Source organism: Streptococcus plurextorum DSM 22810 (genome assembly GCF_000423745.1).
In the GTDB taxonomy this organism is placed as follows: domain Bacteria; phylum Bacillota; class Bacilli; order Lactobacillales; family Streptococcaceae; genus Streptococcus; species Streptococcus plurextorum.
This window is the reverse complement of record NZ_AUIO01000008.1, coordinates 73808-91467: the sequence shown is the minus strand read 5'-3', so window position 1 is coordinate 91467 and position 17660 is coordinate 73808. Positions and strand designations below refer to the sequence as shown.

Here is a 17660-nt window from a genome sequence, read left to right as displayed (position 1 = left end):
GGATCTCCAAACTCATAGTCTTTATAGCTCTCTTTTGTGATTAACTCTCTTTGTATATCTGTATACATGCTAATCTCCTAACTGCAAGAACTTTCTGAACTCTCTTGACTCGTACGTGCTCTCAATCTCTAGAGCTCCTTGTATGTTACCTTTACCAAGACTAACCCTCATATACAAATCAGAACTGTCATTAATAATAAGATGCACCGAAAATCCCCCCATTGGATTTTTATTAAAACTATCATAATCTATTTCATAAGTCTTGATAAGGCCATCTTCTGTCAATGCTTTGGGATCTAAGTATTTTAACTCTTCCTCAAATAATGTCTTAGCCTCGTCACTCTCGACAATTTTAATCATTTCTTCTTTTAATTGTGCCTGTCTATTCATCTGATATGTCACTCCTATTCCAATTATTCCTACAAATGCGATAACTATTCCTAACAGCCATTTTTGCCATGTTTTCATCGTTTGCCTCCTATCCCATTAGCTTTTTATGACCGCTCTACTTCAGAAACATAGCCGATGGTGAGTTCCTCGCCATTTTGTAACTCTATGTTGACCTCATCACCAAACTTAAACTCCGCATACTCACGTTGAGCAATCTTTTGACGTTGATAGTCTGTATAGTCGCTCATATCATTACCTTCCTATCAATTCTTGTAATTCTGAAGACTTAGCTCCGCCACTGATTCTAAGACCTCCAGTTGGAGTACTCCACTCTAAACCAACATTGTAGTAACACTCTTTATTTCCGTTAATGTACAGTTTCACCGAAAATCCACCCATTGGATTGGGATTCAAAGTATTAGAGTCTATCTCATAGGATTTAATTTTTCCTGATTCGGTCAACGCCTCGGGATCCCATGATTTTAACTTTTTTTCAAATAATGTCTTAGCCTCTTCGCTCTCGACAATCTCAATCATTTCTTCTTTTAATTGTGCCTGTCTATTCATCTGATATGTCACTCCTAGTCCAATTATTCCTACAAATGCGATTGTTATTCCTAACAGCCATTTTTGCCATGTTTTCATCGTTTACCTCCTATAACTAATAATATTAATGTAAATATTCGCTTCATAAACTACTTCTTTACTAATCTCTATATATTATGACACGCTTTTACGACAATCATCAAAACCACCAACTCATGAATGAACTGGTGGTTTAGAATATAGACAAATTCTATTCTCTCCGTAAATAAGCTGAAATACACTGTAAGTTCAAGATGAAGTTACATATTTTGTGAGCGTAATCAGAAGCTTTTTTGTTTTAAAAAATCCTAGTGACCCAAAAATATTTCCATATCGAAGAAAAAATGGGAAAACCAATCAGCAATTTGGTCGTTAAATGTCCTGCCAAAAATTCCTGAATAGCATTAATCGGAAGCGTCGCCATAAGACTTGTGACTAAACTAAAGCAGAGTAAGGTAAATAAAACAGACAAGCCTCCGCTAACGGCATTTAGTTGAACGGCATCAAACTTATCCAAATCAATCACATGCAAGAAAACGCCAATCAAACGACACACCAAATAGCTACAGGCAAAAACACCTGCAAAGGCAACACCTGCATAGAATACCCTATCCAAGTCAAACAGGTTAACTTCTGTAAAAAAAGACACCTTGGTCTCCTGATTAGGATTGGCAAAAGGTACCCAAAGCGTTATCTGCTCTGCTACTTTCTGATAGGACAAACCTGCAATAAACAAAGAGAGCAAGCCTGATATCAGATAATAGGCTTGTAACACGATCCCTCGAACGTAACCAATATAAAACTGCCAAGCTAAAATCAATAAAAAGAGCAAGCCTATCATCTAATTTTCCTCGCTCAATTCTAGTTCCAGCTGATTCGTTTTATCTCGTATGTCCATAATTTTCTGCGTACGTAGGCGTTCAAGCTCACGCTCTGTCTCTTCAAAGACAAGCTCACGACTAAGCTGAGTTGACAGGGTATTGATGGCCATCAAAATAGCAATCGTTTCATTATCAGCTTCTGGGAGATTTCGCTTAATGGCCTTGTATTTTTCACGCGCCACTCGCTCCACTTCTTCCATGAAAAGGTTGTCTTTGTCAGTTGTCAGGGTCAATGGCTTATCACCAAAGGTAAATTTGTATCTGTTTTTTGTTGTCATAAAACACCTCGTTTCATCTATTATATCGCAAAATTAAAAAATGGTAAAATATGACCTTTTTTGAGCTTTATGATACAATAAGACCATGAATACTATTGTCATGCAGATGGGAGAAGGGCAGACAAGGACATTGCCCCAGCAGTTGGTAGATAGCCAAATCACTAGTAAAAATCCCTATGTCAGCTTTGCTGCTAAGGTTTCTGGAACGACTGTTCTGGTTTACACCTCAGGTAAGATTGTTTTCCAAGGTAGCAAGGCCCTAGAGTTAGCTCAGTCATTTGGTTACCCTCTAGAAAATAGCGAAGCTGATACTCCTATCCTTCAAGAGAGCCGTTTGATTGGTTCTGACGAGGTGGGGAATGGCTCTTATTTTGGGGGCATAGCCGTTGTCGCTAGTCTCGTCACAGCTACTGACCATGCTTTCTTAAGATCACTAGGGGTCGATGATTCTAAAAACTTAACCGATAGCAAAATCCGACAGATTGCTCCTCTACTAAAGGAAAAAATCCCACATAAAGCGTTACTGCTAGCCCCTCTCAAGTACAATGAAGTTGTCGGCAAGGCCCAAAAATACAATGCCGTATCCGTCAAGGTTGCCCTTCACAACCAAGCGATTTATCTGCTACTCCAAGAAGTTGAAAAGCCTGATAAAATTGTCATTGACGCTTTCACCAGTCAGAAAAACTATGACAAGTACCTTGCTCATGAAAACAACCGCTTTTCTAACCCTTTGACCTTTGAAGAAAAGGCAGAAGGCAAGTATCTAGCCGTTGCAGTATCATCTATTATCGCACGCGCACTCTTCTTGGAAAATCTTGAGAATTTAGGGACTCGCCTGGGTTATCATCTCCCTAGCGGTGCTGGGGCAAATGCTGATAAAGTTGCCAGTCACATTCTCACTACCCACGGCATGGAAGGGTTGAATTACGCGGCAAAACTGCACTTTGCCAACACCCAAAAAGCAATAGCTCTGCTTAAATAGAAAGGAATATGGGCCTAGGCTCTACGAAATAAAACAATATGAAGAAATTTATTAAAGAATGGGGACTCTTTATCCTCACCATGTCAGCACTGGTTCTTTCTTGGCTATTCGTTTGGATGAACGTTACCGTTGATGGGCACTCTATGGACCCTACCTTAGCAGATAGCCAACGCCTCTTTGTGGTCAAAATCGCCAAAATCGATCGTTTCGATATTGTCGTGGCTGATGAGGTTGGCGAAGATGGAAAGATTAAGAAAATCGTTAAACGCGTCATCGGGATGCCAGGAGATACGATCACTTATAAAAATGATATCCTCTATGTTAACGGCGAAGAGACCGACGAACCCTATCTAGACGAATACAAAAAACTATTTGCCCAGGACAAACTTCAAAGCACTTATTCCTACAATAAAGTCTTTCAACAATACGCAGCAAACTCAGCTGCTTTCACCACTGATGCTACAGGTGCTACCGAGTTCAGCGTTACAGTCCCTGAAGGACAATACTACCTATTAGGAGATGACCGCATCGTCTCTAACGATAGCCGACGCGTTGGTACCTTCAGCAAGGACGCTATCATCGGCGAAGTGAAGTTCCGTTTCTGGCCATTTGATCAAATTGGAACCGTTGATTAACATACTCACAATCACAGCCCGTCTGTGATTTTTTAATAGGAAATATGACTAACGAATTCTTTTTTTCAGGCGAAATCAATCGCATCATCTTTGAAAATGCTAGCAATTTCTTCAAAATCATTCTTCTTGATGTTGAAGAAACAGACAGTGACTATGATGACTTTGAGCTCATCGTGACAGGAACCATCGCAGATGTTATTGAAGGGGAATCCTATACCTTTTGGGGCAAATTGACACAGCACCCCAAATACGGGGAACAACTGAAAGTCTCACGCTACCAACGTGCTAAACCCTCTTCTTCTGGCTTGGTTAAGTATTTTTCCAGTGAGCACTTTAAAGGCATCGGTAAAAAGACTGCCGAAAAAATCCTCGAACTTTATGGAAATGACCCTATCGACAAGATTTTGGAAGACCCTTCTAAACTAGCTAGTATTAGCGGCCTTTCTGCAGTTAATCGCGAAGCCTTTATTGCCAAACTTAAACTCAATTATGGCACGGAACAGATTTTGGCAAAATTAGCTGACTATGGTATCACTAACCGTATTGCCTTTGAGATTTTTGACAAATACAAAGACTTAACACTGGATATTATTCAAGAAAATCCCTATCAATTGGTAGAAGATGTCCAAGGGGTCGGCTTTAAAACCGCAGATCAACTCGCTGAGAAACTAGGTATTGAGGCGCATAGCCCTCAACGCTATCGCGCAGCCATTGTCCATAGTCTTCTAGAAACCTCACTCGAAAAAGGGGATACTTACGTCGAAGCTAAAGACCTTTTAGAGGCTGCCCTCTATATCATGGAAGAGGCACGACAAATCGAGCTTGACCCAGCCCTGGTCGCGGAGGAATTAAAAAACCTTATCAGCGAGGATAAGGTGCAAAATGTCGACACCCGCATCTTTGATAATAGCCTTTTCTACGCCGAAGAAGGTATCAAAAAGCACTTGACGCGTATCATGGAAACCCCTTTGGAATCAGAACTTTCAGACGAGAAAATTGCCAAAGAAATCGCTCAAATCGAGCAAAGTTTTCAATTAACCTACGATCAGACCCAGAAAAAAGCCATCCATGATGCTCTGACCAGCAAGGTTTTTATCTTAACAGGCGGCCCAGGAACAGGGAAAACGACTGTTATCAACGGCATCATCCAAGCGTACGGTCAATTGCACGGTATTGATACCCAAAAAAATGATGTGCCTATCACTTTGGCTGCTCCTACAGGCCGAGCTGCCCGTCGCATGAACGAGTTAACGGGTCTCCCCGCAGCTACAATCCATCGCCATCTAGGCCTTAACGGGGATCAAAATAACGATTATCAAGCTATTGATGACTATCTTGACTGCGAACTCATTATTATCGATGAATTTTCCATGGTCGACACTTGGCTAGCTAATCAGCTCTTTGCTTCCATTGCAAGCCATACTCAAGTCATCATCGTAGGAGATAGTGACCAGCTCCCATCTGTTGGTCCCGGTCAAGTTTTAGCAGATTTATTGTCCATAGCACATATCCCTCAAGTCTCTTTGACTAAAATCTTTAGACAATCAGAAGACTCTACCGTTGTGACCCTGGCAAGCCAAATGCGGGAAGGAAGATTGCCAACTGATTTTACAGCTAAAAAAGCGGACCGATCCTACTTGGAAGCCCAAGTTCAATTCATCCCTGAAATGGTGGAAAAAATTGTCCAATCTGCTCTAAAAAGTGGGATTCTCCCTCAAGATATCCAAATTCTTGCTCCGATGTACCGTGGACAAGCTGGCATCACCAACCTTAATACCCTTTTACAAAACCTTCTCAATCCTAAACAGGAGCAACTGGAATTTCTTTTTAATGAGCAGGTCTTTAGACCAGCTGATAAGGTGCTGCATCTGGTTAATGATGCTGAGTTGAATGTCTTCAATGGAGATATCGGCTATATCACTGAGCTCATGCCCGCAAAATACACAGATAGCAAGCAAGATGAAATCAGCATTCAATTTGAAGGCAACGAGGTCACCTACCCACGTAACGAATGGCACAAGATCACCTTAGCCTATGCCATGTCTATTCACAAATCTCAAGGAAGTGAATTTCAAGTGGTCATCCTCCCTATTACTCGCCAAAGTGGGAGAATGCTCCAGCGCAACCTCATCTACACCGCTATCACTCGTGCCAAAAGTAAGCTTGTCATGCTCGGAGAGCTTGTTGCCTTTGATGCCGCGGTTAAACATCAGGGCGCTAGCCGTAAGACCTACTTGGTGGAACGCTTTAGCAATCACAGCACTTCCCTTCAGGCAATCACGCCTACGAAAGAAGTGGAGAAAGAAGGCACTCCATCTTATGAGGAAGACAAAACTCTCTTAGACAAACCCAATAGGTCGCAAGTTCAAAGCTATCGCCTAACAGAGGAAAATTGGCAAACGATCAATCCAATGATTGGTCTAACGGAAACGGATATCGAGACCTTCTTTAAATAAACATTTAAAGCTATTTGACCAGTTAAGCATTTTGTTTTATAATGAAGTATCGCATTTTAGAAAGGCCTCTTATGAATCAAAACCTTCTGTCCGCATTTTTCTTAACTGCCATTGCTGGTCTCAGTACAGGAATTGGAAGTCTGATTGCTTTTGTCGCAAAATCAACCAATAAAACCTTTCTCTCTGTCAGCCTCGGTTTCTCCGCAGGAGTTATGATCTATGTGTCGATGATTGAAATTTTTCCCAAAGCCAAAGAGAGCCTTACAGAAAGTCTTGGAGAAAAGGGGGGCTCTTGGGCCACAGTTGGGGCCTTTTTTGCAGGTATGCTAGTCATTGCTATTATTGATAAGCTAATCCCCTCCCAGGAAAATCCTCATGAAATTAAAAAGGTTGAAGAGGAAAACCAACCTCCTCAGAAATTGATGAGAATGGGATTTCTGACGGCACTAGCTCTAGCCATACACAATTTCCCTGAAGGCCTGGCAACATTTGTAGCGGCCTTACAAAGTCCCAGCTTAGCCATTCCAATCGTTGTCGCAATAGCCATTCACAATATCCCCGAGGGAATTGCTGTTTCGGTGCCCATTTATCAAGCAACCCATTCTAAAAAGAAAGCTTTTACCTACTCCTTTCTTTCAGGGCTGGCAGAACCAATCGGAGCCCTTGTCGGCTGGTTTGTTCTCATGCCTTTTATGAATGATATGGTTTATGGGCTTATTTTTGCTAGCGTGGCTGGTATTATGGTGTTTATTTCACTTGATGAATTGCTGCCTGCTGCTAGGGAGTACGGACAGCACCATTTAGCCATTTATGGACTTGTTTCGGGCATGATTGTCATGGCTATCAGTCTCTTACTCTTTATCTAATAAAAAGCCAGCTTGCTTGACCAAGTTGGCTTTCTTTTTTACAATAACATTATGCTAACTTTTTTGATCCCAACCGCAAAAGAAATGAACATTCCAGCTCAAGCTTTCCCTCAAGTCATCTCAGAAAAAAGCTCTGCCATCGTCCAAGAAATGAGGCGTATGACCCTTGAGGAACTGGCTAAAGCCTACGCTATCACAGAAGAAGCCGCCAAAAAGGAAGAAGCTCGCTTACAAGAGATCGATGAAGGGAGAGCTTCCACTTACCCAGCACTTCACCTCTTTAATGGTCTCATGTACCGCCACATCAAACGCGACTTGACCCCTGCTGAGTCCCGTTACCTGGAGCAAACCACCTACATCACCTCCTCACTTTATGGTATCATTCCTGTTTTTGAAAACATAGCCGAGCACCGTCATGATTTCCATACCAAAATGACCATAAAGGGCCAATCGCTAAAAAGCTATTGGCGAGAGGACTACGATGCTTTTGCTGGCAAACAAAAGCAGATCATTTCACTTTTATCCAGTGAATTTGAGGAGGTGTTCTCACCCAGCATCCGAAAAACCTTTACCACTATCAGCTTTATGGAAGAAAAAAAGGGTCAACTCAAGACCCATTCCACCATTTCCAAAAAAGCTCGTGGTGCGTTTTTGACTGCGGCCGTCGAAAAGCAAGTCAGGTCTATCGAAGACCTAAAAGCGCTAACCTTTGCAGGATTTACGTATCAAGAAGATATATCCACACCCCATCAACTCATCTATACCAAAAAGGTTTGAGCAGTTAGCTCAAACCTTTTTTAGATGAGTTGGTCACGGCTAAGTTGCTCATAAGTTTGCTTGCCGTCGTTGAGCTTGTCCCAGATAACCACCTGGTTTTGCGCCAGCGATTTTTTAACGTCAATAATACGCTGGTTCGATGAGCCCCGAAATTGCAACATGAGATTGCGCTTTGTCCGATCGTAACGTCCATCCACCAAGATGTCAATGAGGCTAAGCAACTCCAGTTTGTCTTCTGTTTCAAGCATCATCTCTTCCCAGGTATAGCCCGTCCAAGACCAAATGTCCTTATCTGGCAACTCTTTTCGGATGCGCTTAACCAAGGGGATGAGAATGCCTGTGTTCAGAAAAGGCTCACCACCCAAAAGCGTCAGCCCCTGCACATAAGGTTGCGCTAAATCCTGCATGATTTGCGTTTCAAGTTTTTCTGTGTAAGGTTGTCCAGCTTTGAAGGACCAGGTGGCTACATTGTAGCAGCCTTCGCAGTGAAACAAACAACCCGCTACATAAAGCGAACACCTAACCCCTTCTCCATCGACAAAATTAAAGGGTTTGTAGTCAATGATACGTCCCTGACTTAAGTCTTCAGATTTCCACTCTTGTGGCTTGGGATTATTCATCTTCAAGATACCTATAGCGTTAAAAAGTGATATCAAAACAGGTCGTTCATGCGCTAGCAAAACGTCATCTCAATCACTTTTGGCTCAAATACCCCCTTAAGCGACAGTATCAAAAGCCAACTAAACGCTATTCCTTTCATTGTGAATCTTATCTGATAGCTGGAGCCAATACCTCTCTGTTCCTTGTCGGATATCTTCTAGAACACCGCCACAGGCGAGAATGGTTCTTTTGCTGGCCTGATTTGTGCTATCACAGGTCACAAGCACTCGAGAGAGATTTTTTTGGACGGCAAGCTCGAGACCTTGCCTCAATTGCTCCTTAGCGTAGCCTTTCTTGCGTTCACTCGGTCGAATGCAGTAGCCGATATGCCCGCCTTTTTCGAGTAAATTAGCATTTAAAGCTAGGCGCAGATGTAAAAAACCAACTGCTCTGCCATCCACAAACGAAACCAACTGAATAGCCGGAACCCAACCGTCAGGAATACCAATTCCCATCTCAGCATCAGCATTATTAGCCAACCAATCCTCGTAATTAAAATGCTCCTTGTCCCAGAAACCACCATCAGAGCGCGAGCCTGTCACCTCAAACTCAGCCATCATGTCAAGCACGGTTTCTTTGTCTGATAAAGTTGGTCGTCTTAGTTCTAGCATAGCATTTCCTCCTGACAAGAAAAGGGAGCGAACTCCCTCTGATAGACCAAAAAATTCTAACTGATAAACTGTCCATATTTATCTAGCAGCTCTGATTTTTCAATAATGTCATCAAGTTCTACCTTTGTCAAGGCATTAACTATCATAAAATTATCATCAATAAATTGACACTTATCGGATGGAATCTGCTGTACAAACGAATTATACTCGCAAACCTTATACAGCTCATAGTCACCAGCTTCGTTTAAAAGTGTAACAGTCATCGTCCAATGTGTCAGAGGATGTCCTACTAGGTGGTGATTGTTTTTATCCTCTACAAACGGAACGCTAGGCAGAACTACTTTCAGCTCTTCTCCAATGGAATAATTCCCATAAATCGTTTTTTCTCCAGAGTTATAATGAAAAGTTTGCTGGTGTACATAGACATTTGGGTATTGCGTATTGTAAATTAATTCTCCAAGAGCATCTAAGGGCGAGTCACTACCTATAAGCAATTCTCTCATCTTGTTCCCTAATATAATTGGACGCTTGATGCCCTTTAAATATATCTCGTCAGATTCAATTCGTTCTAGCAAGTTCCTTAAACCAGCAAGCATTGTTTGTTCACATTGATAATCAATAATCTCTGTAGCTGTTAATGTTTCAGCACCAATTGAAATCGGATTTCCAACTTTTTCAGCTAAAGCAGATAGGTATCTTAGCGCAATAGTCCAGTCAATCTCAGTAGCATAATAACTTAATTCAACAACATATTCTTTACTTTTTACATCATAGCTCACATAAAAACCTAGACTACTCTTAGTCTCCACTCCTAGCCACAACGCTTCTAACTCGCTTAGTTTAGCATTTAGAAAGTCCCAACTTTCCATATTATTATCAAACGAATATTGCGACAGTCCTGGAATCAGTTGAAGCATTGAAGAGACAGATAGCACCTCTTGAAAAGACAACAACTTTCTTTTATTCTTGACTTTGAAAATGACCGGCATAATCTAGTTCCCCTATCAAGATCCTTTCTTCTTAACTTGTGCCTTCTTCAAAAGCTCCTGCACGCGCGCTTTTTTATCATTCTTCACCTTAGAATGTTTCTCGTGGAACTTCTCCACCAGTTGCATGCCTTTATAATCTAATTGGTATTTTCCCATTGTTCTTACTCCTGTTTTTTTACGGACAACTCTGTCCAAATTTCTCTCTCGTCTTGACCAATCTGCTGAAATCCAAATCCTTTTAGCCAATCAGACATGCCTTGATTGGCTTTGACATAGTCTACACGTACTTTTTGAAAACCAGCTTGCCTTGCTTGTCTGATGACTTCCTCGACAACTGCTTTGCCATATCCCAAACCTTGAAAAGATTGGTCAATCATCAGCCGCCAAATCAGATAGGTGTTTTCTTCCTCGTCAATTTCCAGCAAGAGAAAACCGACAGGTTGCGCGTCAGCATAGACGGCGTAAGGAAAGACATCGCCATTTTCTCTGTACAGCCATGCGTCAGCAAGCGAGCGGACATTTGGCGCCACAAAGGTTTTCTGATTTTCTGACACGTCCATTTCTAAAATCTGACGGTAATTATCTTCTGTAACTTTTCTTAACTCAATCATCTCACGCTCCTGCACCCTACATATGCTTAACCCTTGCAGAGATTTCCTTGTGGCGTCCATTGACCATGGGTCTTGCCTGAGGATTGCCTAGGTAGCCACAGGTTCGCTTGACCACATCAACTGTTTTAGGATCAGTATTACCGCAACTTGGACACTTGAAACCTCGTTCTGTTGGTTCAAAATCTCCTTCATAAGAGCATTTATAGCACTTATCGATAGGGGTATTAGTCCCCAGATAGCCCACGCGGTCATAGGCATAGTCCCAGACTGCCTCAAGTGCCTTAGGATTCTGTTGAAGAACAGGGTATTCACAATAGTGGATAAAACCACCACTAGCACCAGCCTCAGGGTAAATTTTTTCAAAATTCAACTTCTCAAATGGTGTCGGATTTTTCCTGACATCATAGTGGAAAGAGTTGGTGTAGTATTCTTTATCAGTAATGTCTTTAACCAAGCCAAATTTCTCTGTATCCAAACGGCAGAAACGATCCGTCAAACTTTCTGACGGGGTCGAATAAACAGAGAAGTGATAACCATATTCATCTGACCAAGCTGCACAAAGAGTTTTCATCTTGCGAACGATGTCAATTGTAAAATCTTTTGCGTCAGCATTTTTTTCCCAGTCCCAACCATAAAAGACCGTAGCGACTTCATAAAGCCCGATATAGCCTAGTGAGACCGTAGCTCTACGATTTTTAAAGAGTTCATCAACCTTATCGGTCTTCTCAAGCCTTTGACCAAAAGCGCCATACTGATAGAGAATCGGAGCATTGGCTGGTGTCGCTTCCTTGACGCGCTCCACACGATAAACCAGAGCATCTTTAGCAATAGCCATACGCTCTGTAAACAATTCCCAGAACTTAGCCATATCACCATCAGACTCAAGAGCGATGCGTGGGAGATTGACAGTGACAACACCCAAATTCATACGCCCAGATGTCACGTCCACACCGTTTTCATCTTTCCACCCTTGGAGAAATGACCGGCACCCCATCGGCGCCTTGAAAGACCCTGTGAGGTCAATAATCTTGTCATAACTTAGCATGTCAGGGTACATGCGCTTAGTCGCACATTCCAAAGCCAGTTGCTTGATATCGTAGTTTGGCGTACCCTCCTCTAAATTGAGCCCACGTTTGACCGTAAAGATGAGTTTTGGAAAAATAGCGGTGCGCCCTTCACGACCCAGCCCCTTGATGCGGATATTAAGAATGGCTTTTTGAATTTCACGTTCAAACCAGGACGTTCCTAAGCCAAAACCAAGGGAGGTAAAAGGGGTTTGTCCATTTGAGGTAAAGAGGGTATTAATTTCGTATTCCAAAGACTGCATGGCATCGTAGATGTCTTTTTGCGTCTTCTTGCGAGCGTAAGCTTCACGCTTATCTTCGACGACCCATTCGGATGCATCTGCCAGGTGCTTCTTGTAGTTTAGCTCTGCATATGGCGCTAAAAATTCATCGATACGATCTGCGGTACAACCACCATACTGACTAGAAGCAACATTGGCAATGATTTGTGAAATTTGTGCTGTCGCAGTCTGAATGGACTTAGGACTTTCAACATCAGCATTCCCAATCTTAAAGCCATTTTTCAGCATACCTTCAAAATCAATAAGGCAACAGTTGGTCATGGGGGTGTATGGGCTGTAATCCAAATCATGATAGTGAATATCACCTTTTTGGTGAGCATTGGCAACGTGAGGCGGCAACATCTTTAGCCCAATCGCCTTGCCAACAATACCTGCGGTCAAATCACGTTGCGTATTAAAGACGTCGCTGTCTTTATTGGCATTTTCATTGACCACCGTTTGATCTTTGTTGAGCAACTTATCAATAGAAAAGTTGATATCCGTAGCTTTTGCGCGGTCAAAATCACGTGCGGTTCGGTAATTGATGTACTGTTGGGCTAGAGCATATTCGCCAGCCTGCAAAAGCTCATGCTCGACGATATTTTGAATCTCATAAATCTTGATATTTTTTTGGAAGCGATCGTTGATTTCAGCTACGATACTAGAGACAATCCCCTCTAACTTGGCTTCAATCAATGGGGTCAATGGCGTTAATTCATTACTTGCTCGCACTAAGGCTTGATAGATTTTATCCGTATCAAAAGCAGCTAATCTGCCGTCACGCTTAATCACAGTAATTGTCTTGATGACCATAACGCACACTCACTTCTCTTTAAATTTTCAACACATCTATTATAGCACGTGCACAAAAAAAATCAATATCTTGTGGTAAAAACTTTATCTCACCACAAGATATTGATTGTAAGCTATTTCAATTGGTAGACGGTAAACTCCTCAATTCCCGCAGGAGTGATTGCCTCATAGCTCTTATCAAGACGATCCGCAATCGTTTTTGATAGGTTAACAGCCTTGTTGACAATCACTATTTCCGACTGACTTCCTAAAAATTCATCTTCAAAAGCCGCCAAATTAGAAGCAGAGCTTTGATAAAGAGTCGACACAGGATAAGCCGTTGAAGAGCGCCTATCACTTGATAGATAGATTTCTGCGTTAGTATCTACAACCACAAGTTCTTGCACAGCTGCCATATCATTTTCCAAATAGGTCACCAATTGAGCCCGTTCCCTATCCAAGGTAATGTCTTGTAGGTTTTGGTAAAATGGCAGAGCAAAACCTAGTACAACCAAAACTAAGGGCCCTGCAAGGTGACTCATCAGCAATTTTCTCCAAAGGCTTGGTTCGTCTTTAGAGCGATGCGAATTCTTTTGAGCCAGTCTTCTCTTACTAATAGCATCTAAACTACTAATCGTTAAGAGTAGGCCAAATGGCAAAGCTGGCAATAAGAGGTAGAGTGCCCAACTTTGTGATAATGCCATCCAAACAAGATATAAGAGGGTCACAACACCAAATAAGGCCAGAGAGACCCGATCGCGCTGAAACTTTTTGAACTGTATAGGAAGCATCAATAAACCAAGCAACCCACCCGTAAAAAAGAGCGCACCTATTTGCCAAAGAGCCGTTTGCCACAGTAGACCATCCCCCCATGCTAACTGTGAAAAATTATAAACCACAGCCTGCGATAGGGACGGCATTAACAATTCTAAGTTAAAGATAAAATAACCTACCGTATAAAGAACAAGCATCAACCCCAAGACAATCCCTAAATTCTGATAAAATCCACGTGCCCAACGACTCTTGGAGATATTAAATAATGATAGGAATAAAAAGGCAACTAGCCAAAAAAGCAAGGTTCTTGGTTCTAATACGATAGCAAGCGCAGCATTTAAACCATAACCAATAAACCCTTCATCCTTAGCAATCCCAGCAAAGTAACGTATCAAAAACCACAACCCTGCTAGAAGAAAAGGCATGGCCCACTGCATAGGATAAAGACCACCAAATCCTAACGAAAAGTTGGCTAAATAAAAGACCGTTGTCCCAACCATGCTTGAAGAGGCATCATCTACAAGATATAAAAGAATCTTGTAAAAATAGCCTCCTGCCACATAAAGGGCTAAAAATTGTACCAATAAAAGATAGAGACTACTGCCCAATACTTTACTGATTCCAATCAGCGTATAGTAAAGAAATCCTCCTGTGGCAAAAATATCACTAAAAGGATACTGACTGCGCATCATCATTCCCCCAGTATAGAGATTGAACTGTTGAAAATCTGTGGCTAAAGTTTCAAAGAAGGGGAGAACGACACTCGTCGCTGTTAAAATCAAGCTAAGAAACAAAATCCAAACATGGTGTCCCGCTCCAATACGAAAACGCCTTGGACGAATCGCTTTCCGAATGTCTCCATCACCTAGATTCTCTGCCGTATCTAGCGTTCTTCGGGTTTCACTGCGCTGGCGACGGCTATAGGTTCTATCTTGAGAAATCTCAATTTCTTGAGTGTCGTACATACTATTTTCCCCTTTATTGTATTCATTACTAGTATAACAAAATCTAGCCTTTAGTCAATTTATCCATTAATTCCAAATACCGAAGAATCTCTTTGAAACGATGGAGACGCTTAGCTTTGTAATCCGCAATAAACCGAATGTCTTTTTTCGTCAAAACCATCAATAACCTCCTTTCATAGAGGTTATTCGAATATCTCGAAAAATCTTTGAAAGCATAATAAAAGCCCCTATCAGGGGCTTAAGTACTAGTCATTCTCGTCGATGAAGCTATTGAAAACTTCTTCAATCATATCCCATTCTGCATCTGAGTCTTCTGGAATTGGTTGAAGGTCTCCTTCTGTCCCATCTTCATTTTCGGTGAATGAGTAGGCTTGGATTTCAATCTCGCCATCTGCATCTTCTTCTGCACCATGTGGCACCAAAAGAACGTAATTCTTACCAAATTCTTCACGACCATCAATGGTCATCAAGATTTCAAAAAGTGTTTCGTTGCCTTGGTCATCTACAAGAGTGATCAATTCAACATCATCGTGGTTGTGATTATGTGACATGATGTCTCCTTTTCTAGTAGGGCATTCCCCTATACCATTAAAAATGTCTATCTAAATAGTTTTGCAAAATGAGCTGTGCGGCTAGCTTATCAATAACCTTTTTGCGCTTACCGCGGCTGATGTCAGCTTGCTCGACCAGCATACGCTCCGCTTGAACGGTCGTCAGACGCTCATCCTGATATTCAACAGGTAGCTGAAAGAGCTCTGCTATTTTTTCACCATAGGCCTTACTAGCTTCAACTCGAGGACCTTCCGTATTGTTCATATTTTTAGGAAGTCCGACGACAAATTTGTCAACTCGGTAGTCCTTGACCAGCTCTCCTAGGCGTTCAAAGCCAAACTCGCCCTTCTCCTCATCAATCTTAATGATTTCAAGCCCTTGCGCCGTAAAACCAAGCGGGTCACTGATAGCAACGCCACAGGTTTTTGATCCTACGTCCAATCCCATGATTCTCATTTGAGGTCAATTCCATTTCCTTTGAGGTAGTAGCGCACCAGCTCCTCGACAATCTCGTCTCGCTCATACTTACGAATCTGATTTCGGGCATCATTATAGCGAGGGACATAAGCAGGGTCACCGCTTAATACGTAACCAACGATTTGGTTAATCGGGTTATAGCCCTTTTCATCTAAAGAACGGTACACGCTTGTCAATGTCTCGCTGATTTCCTTTCGGTTCAAATCATGGAGGTTAAAGCGGACAGTTTCTTCTGTAAATCCCATAAAGACACCTTCTTTCTATCTCAGTTCTAGCTTCATTATAGCGTATTCCTGACATTTTCACAAGCATTCACTTTGCAAACGATAAAACCACCAGTATGTCACTAGTGGTCTCAATCGCTTATAAAGCAGCTCGCATACGAGCTTGGGCATTTTCAACATTTCGGATAGCCCGCGGTAAGAAGGTACGAATGTCATCTTCTTTATAGCCCACCTGTAGGCGCTTATCATCGACGAGGATTGGGCTTTTCAAAATGCGAGGATTTTCCTGAATCAGGGTAATGACCTCATTGACACTCAAATCTTCGATATCAAACTTAAGGGCTTTAGCATAACGATTTTTTGAAGAGATAATGCTCTCAACACCGTCTTCTGTTTTTGTTAAAATGTCTAAGATTTCTTCACGAGTTAAAGGTTCTTTGCCTAAATTTTGCTCTTTATATGGCAATTTATGGGCATTGAGCCAGGTTTTTGCTTTTTTGCAACTTGTGCAACTTGAAACTGTATAAATAGTAATCATGTTCCGTCTCCTTTCACATGATACCTATTATTCTATCATATTTCCTTGTAAATTCATAGGTCTTTAGACCTATTTTAAATGAAATATCGATACAGAACCAAGCTTTAACCCCTAGCTTACTCTTCAATTTCGATAGCATCTTCGAGGTCTAATACCAATTCTTCTCCCTCAGAAGCTGTCGTTTGAAGGCTTTCTTGATTTGCTGCTTGCTCTTGCTCATCAGCCTCTATAAGACCATAATGCAAACGCACCTTACGGTCAATGTCGTCAAAAATCTCTGGATTTTCAGCCAAGAATTTCTTAGCATTTTCAGAGCCTTGACCAATTTTTTCATCGTTATAAGAGAACCAAGCACCTGATTTTTTAATGATGTCAAGGTCAGAAGCGATTTTGAGCAACTCTCCTGTGCGGGAAATGCCTTCGCCATACATGATTTCCACGTCTGCCACTTGGAAAGGTGGCGCCACTTTGTTTTTAACAACCTTGATTTTGGTTTCCTTACCGATGCTCTGGTCTCTCTGATCACCGGTTCCTTTGATTTGCGTGCTTCCTCGAACATCTAGGCGAACTGAGGCATAAAATTTTAGCGCTCGTCCACCTGGTGTTGTTTCTGGATTACCAAACATGACACCTACTTTTTCACGCAACTGGTTAATGAAGATGGCAATGGTCTTGGTTTTATTGATAGAAGCCCCTAGTTTACGCATAGCTTGGCTCATCATACGTGCCTGCAAGCCAACGTGGCTATCTCCGATGTCTCCATCAATCTCTGCACGAGGCACAAGTGCTGCTACCGAGTCAATCACGACCAAATCAACGGCACCTGAATCAATCAATTTACCTGCAATTTCAAGACCTTGTTCACCAGAGTCTGGCTGAGATAGAAGAAGCTCATCAATGTCGACCCCTAGCGCCGCAGCATATGCCGGATCAAGAGCGTGTTCGGCATCGATAAAGGCTGCAACACCGCCTTCTTTTTGTGCTTGAGCAACCGCATGAAGGGCAACCGTCGTCTTACCAGATGACTCTGGACCATAAATCTCGATAATCCGTCCTTTCGGATAGCCACCTGCACCAAGTGCAATGTCAAGCGCCAGAGAACCCGAACTCATCACTTGAACTTTCTGCTCTGCACGCTCACCCAATTTCATAACGGCACCCTTACCAAAGTCTTTTTCGATGCCTTTCAAAGCTTCTTCAAGCGCTTTTCTGCGCTCATCACCAAACTTTTTAGTGATTTCTTCTGTTTTTTTGGTTTTCTTAGCCAATGTC

General features: G+C 42.0%; 22 protein-coding genes. 5 read left to right on the top strand and 17 right to left on the bottom strand.

Going from position 1 to position 17660, the window contains the following annotated elements:
• Positions 1–69: 69 nt before the first annotated feature.
• From G575_RS0107165 to zapA, 5 genes are all read right to left on the bottom strand, one after another.
• Complete coding sequence (locus G575_RS0107165) at positions 70–468, bottom strand: DUF1310 family protein (RefSeq protein WP_027972136.1); 399 nt, start codon at positions 466–468, stop codon at positions 70–72.
• A gap of 26 nt (positions 469–494) precedes the next feature.
• Entirely contained in the window at positions 495–638 is a 144-nt protein-coding gene (locus G575_RS12180) for a hypothetical protein (protein ID WP_156874731.1), read from the bottom strand.
• A gap of 4 nt (positions 639–642) precedes the next feature.
• A complete protein-coding gene (locus G575_RS0107155; protein WP_027972135.1) occupies positions 643–1035 on the bottom strand; it encodes a DUF1310 family protein in 393 nt (130 codons plus the stop codon).
• A gap of 238 nt (positions 1036–1273) precedes the next feature.
• Positions 1274–1816, bottom strand: coding sequence for a CvpA family protein (locus G575_RS0107150; protein WP_027972134.1), 543 nt, complete (start codon positions 1814–1816; stop codon positions 1274–1276).
• Positions 1817–2134, bottom strand: coding sequence for a cell division protein ZapA (gene zapA, locus G575_RS0107145; protein WP_027972133.1), 318 nt, complete (start codon positions 2132–2134; stop codon positions 1817–1819).
• A gap of 85 nt (positions 2135–2219) precedes the next feature.
• On the opposite strand from zapA, the gene rnhC reads away from it, so the two are divergent.
• The 5 genes from rnhC to yaaA all read left to right on the top strand — a co-directional run bounded on the left by rnhC (position 2220) and on the right by yaaA (position 7850).
• The gene (gene rnhC / locus G575_RS0107140) at positions 2220–3116 is read left to right on the top strand and encodes a ribonuclease HIII (RefSeq protein ID WP_027972132.1); all 897 of its coding nucleotides are present in this window, start codon (positions 2220–2222) and stop codon (positions 3114–3116) included.
• 38 nt (positions 3117–3154) lie between these two features.
• Positions 3155–3751, top strand: a complete 597-nt coding sequence (gene lepB, locus G575_RS0107135) for a signal peptidase I (protein WP_027972131.1) — start codon at positions 3155–3157, stop codon at positions 3749–3751.
• Positions 3752–3795: 44 nt separating this feature from the next.
• Positions 3796–6207 carry an SF1B family DNA helicase RecD2 gene (gene recD2, locus G575_RS0107130; RefSeq protein WP_027972130.1) on the top strand — a complete coding sequence of 804 codons (2412 nt, stop codon included), beginning with the start codon at positions 3796–3798 and terminating at the stop codon, positions 6205–6207.
• Between the two features lie 71 nt (positions 6208–6278).
• Positions 6279–7073, top strand: a complete 795-nt coding sequence (gene zupT, locus G575_RS0107125; protein WP_027972129.1) for a zinc transporter ZupT — start codon at positions 6279–6281, stop codon at positions 7071–7073.
• Positions 7074–7124: 51 nt separating this feature from the next.
• Positions 7125–7850 (top strand): peroxide stress protein YaaA, encoded by a 726-nt coding sequence (gene yaaA / locus G575_RS0107120; protein WP_027972128.1) that lies wholly within the window; start codon positions 7125–7127, stop codon positions 7848–7850.
• Positions 7851–7870: 20 nt separating this feature from the next.
• Here the strand turns inward: yaaA and nrdG are convergent, their stop codons facing one another.
• The 12 genes from nrdG to recA form a co-directional block, all read right to left on the bottom strand.
• The gene (gene nrdG, locus G575_RS0107115) at positions 7871–8470 is read right to left on the bottom strand and encodes an anaerobic ribonucleoside-triphosphate reductase activating protein (protein WP_027972127.1); all 600 of its coding nucleotides are present in this window, start codon (positions 8468–8470) and stop codon (positions 7871–7873) included.
• Positions 8471–8590: 120 nt separating this feature from the next.
• Entirely contained in the window at positions 8591–9121 is a 531-nt protein-coding gene (locus tag G575_RS11285) for a GNAT family N-acetyltransferase (RefSeq protein ID WP_037622823.1), read from the bottom strand.
• Positions 9122–9177: 56 nt separating this feature from the next.
• Positions 9178–10110: a DUF4299 family protein gene (locus G575_RS0107105; protein ID WP_027972126.1), complete on the bottom strand. Its 933-nt coding sequence runs from the start codon at positions 10108–10110 to the stop codon at positions 9178–9180.
• 15 nt (positions 10111–10125) lie between these two features.
• The gene (locus tag G575_RS12175; RefSeq protein WP_156874730.1) at positions 10126–10266 is read right to left on the bottom strand and encodes a hypothetical protein; all 141 of its coding nucleotides are present in this window, start codon (positions 10264–10266) and stop codon (positions 10126–10128) included.
• A 5-nt stretch (positions 10267–10271) separates the two neighbouring features.
• Positions 10272–10721, bottom strand: a complete 450-nt coding sequence (locus tag G575_RS0107095; RefSeq protein WP_027972125.1) for a GNAT family N-acetyltransferase — start codon at positions 10719–10721, stop codon at positions 10272–10274.
• 16 nt (positions 10722–10737) lie between these two features.
• Positions 10738–12879 (bottom strand): anaerobic ribonucleoside-triphosphate reductase, encoded by a 2142-nt coding sequence (nrdD, locus tag G575_RS0107090; protein WP_037622821.1) that lies wholly within the window; start codon positions 12877–12879, stop codon positions 10738–10740.
• Positions 12880–12992: 113 nt separating this feature from the next.
• Positions 12993–14597 (bottom strand): glycosyltransferase family protein, encoded by a 1605-nt coding sequence (locus tag G575_RS0107085; RefSeq protein WP_051176983.1) that lies wholly within the window; start codon positions 14595–14597, stop codon positions 12993–12995.
• A 245-nt stretch (positions 14598–14842) separates the two neighbouring features.
• Positions 14843–15148: a DUF1292 domain-containing protein gene (locus G575_RS0107075; RefSeq protein WP_027972122.1), complete on the bottom strand. Its 306-nt coding sequence runs from the start codon at positions 15146–15148 to the stop codon at positions 14843–14845.
• Positions 15149–15185: 37 nt separating this feature from the next.
• Entirely contained in the window at positions 15186–15605 is a 420-nt protein-coding gene (gene ruvX, locus G575_RS0107070; protein WP_027972121.1) for a Holliday junction resolvase RuvX, read from the bottom strand.
• On the bottom strand, positions 15602–15871 hold the full coding sequence (locus G575_RS0107065) for an IreB family regulatory phosphoprotein (RefSeq protein WP_027972120.1): 270 nt from the start codon (positions 15869–15871) through the stop codon (positions 15602–15604). Before G575_RS0107065 ends, ruvX begins: the two co-directional genes overlap by 4 nt.
• Positions 15872–15989: 118 nt before the next feature.
• Positions 15990–16388 (bottom strand): transcriptional regulator Spx, encoded by a 399-nt coding sequence (spx, locus tag G575_RS0107060; protein WP_027972119.1) that lies wholly within the window; start codon positions 16386–16388, stop codon positions 15990–15992.
• 116 nt (positions 16389–16504) lie between these two features.
• Positions 16505–17656, bottom strand: coding sequence for a recombinase RecA (gene recA, locus G575_RS0107055; RefSeq protein ID WP_027972118.1), 1152 nt, complete (start codon positions 17654–17656; stop codon positions 16505–16507).
• Positions 17657–17660 lie beyond the last annotated feature (4 nt).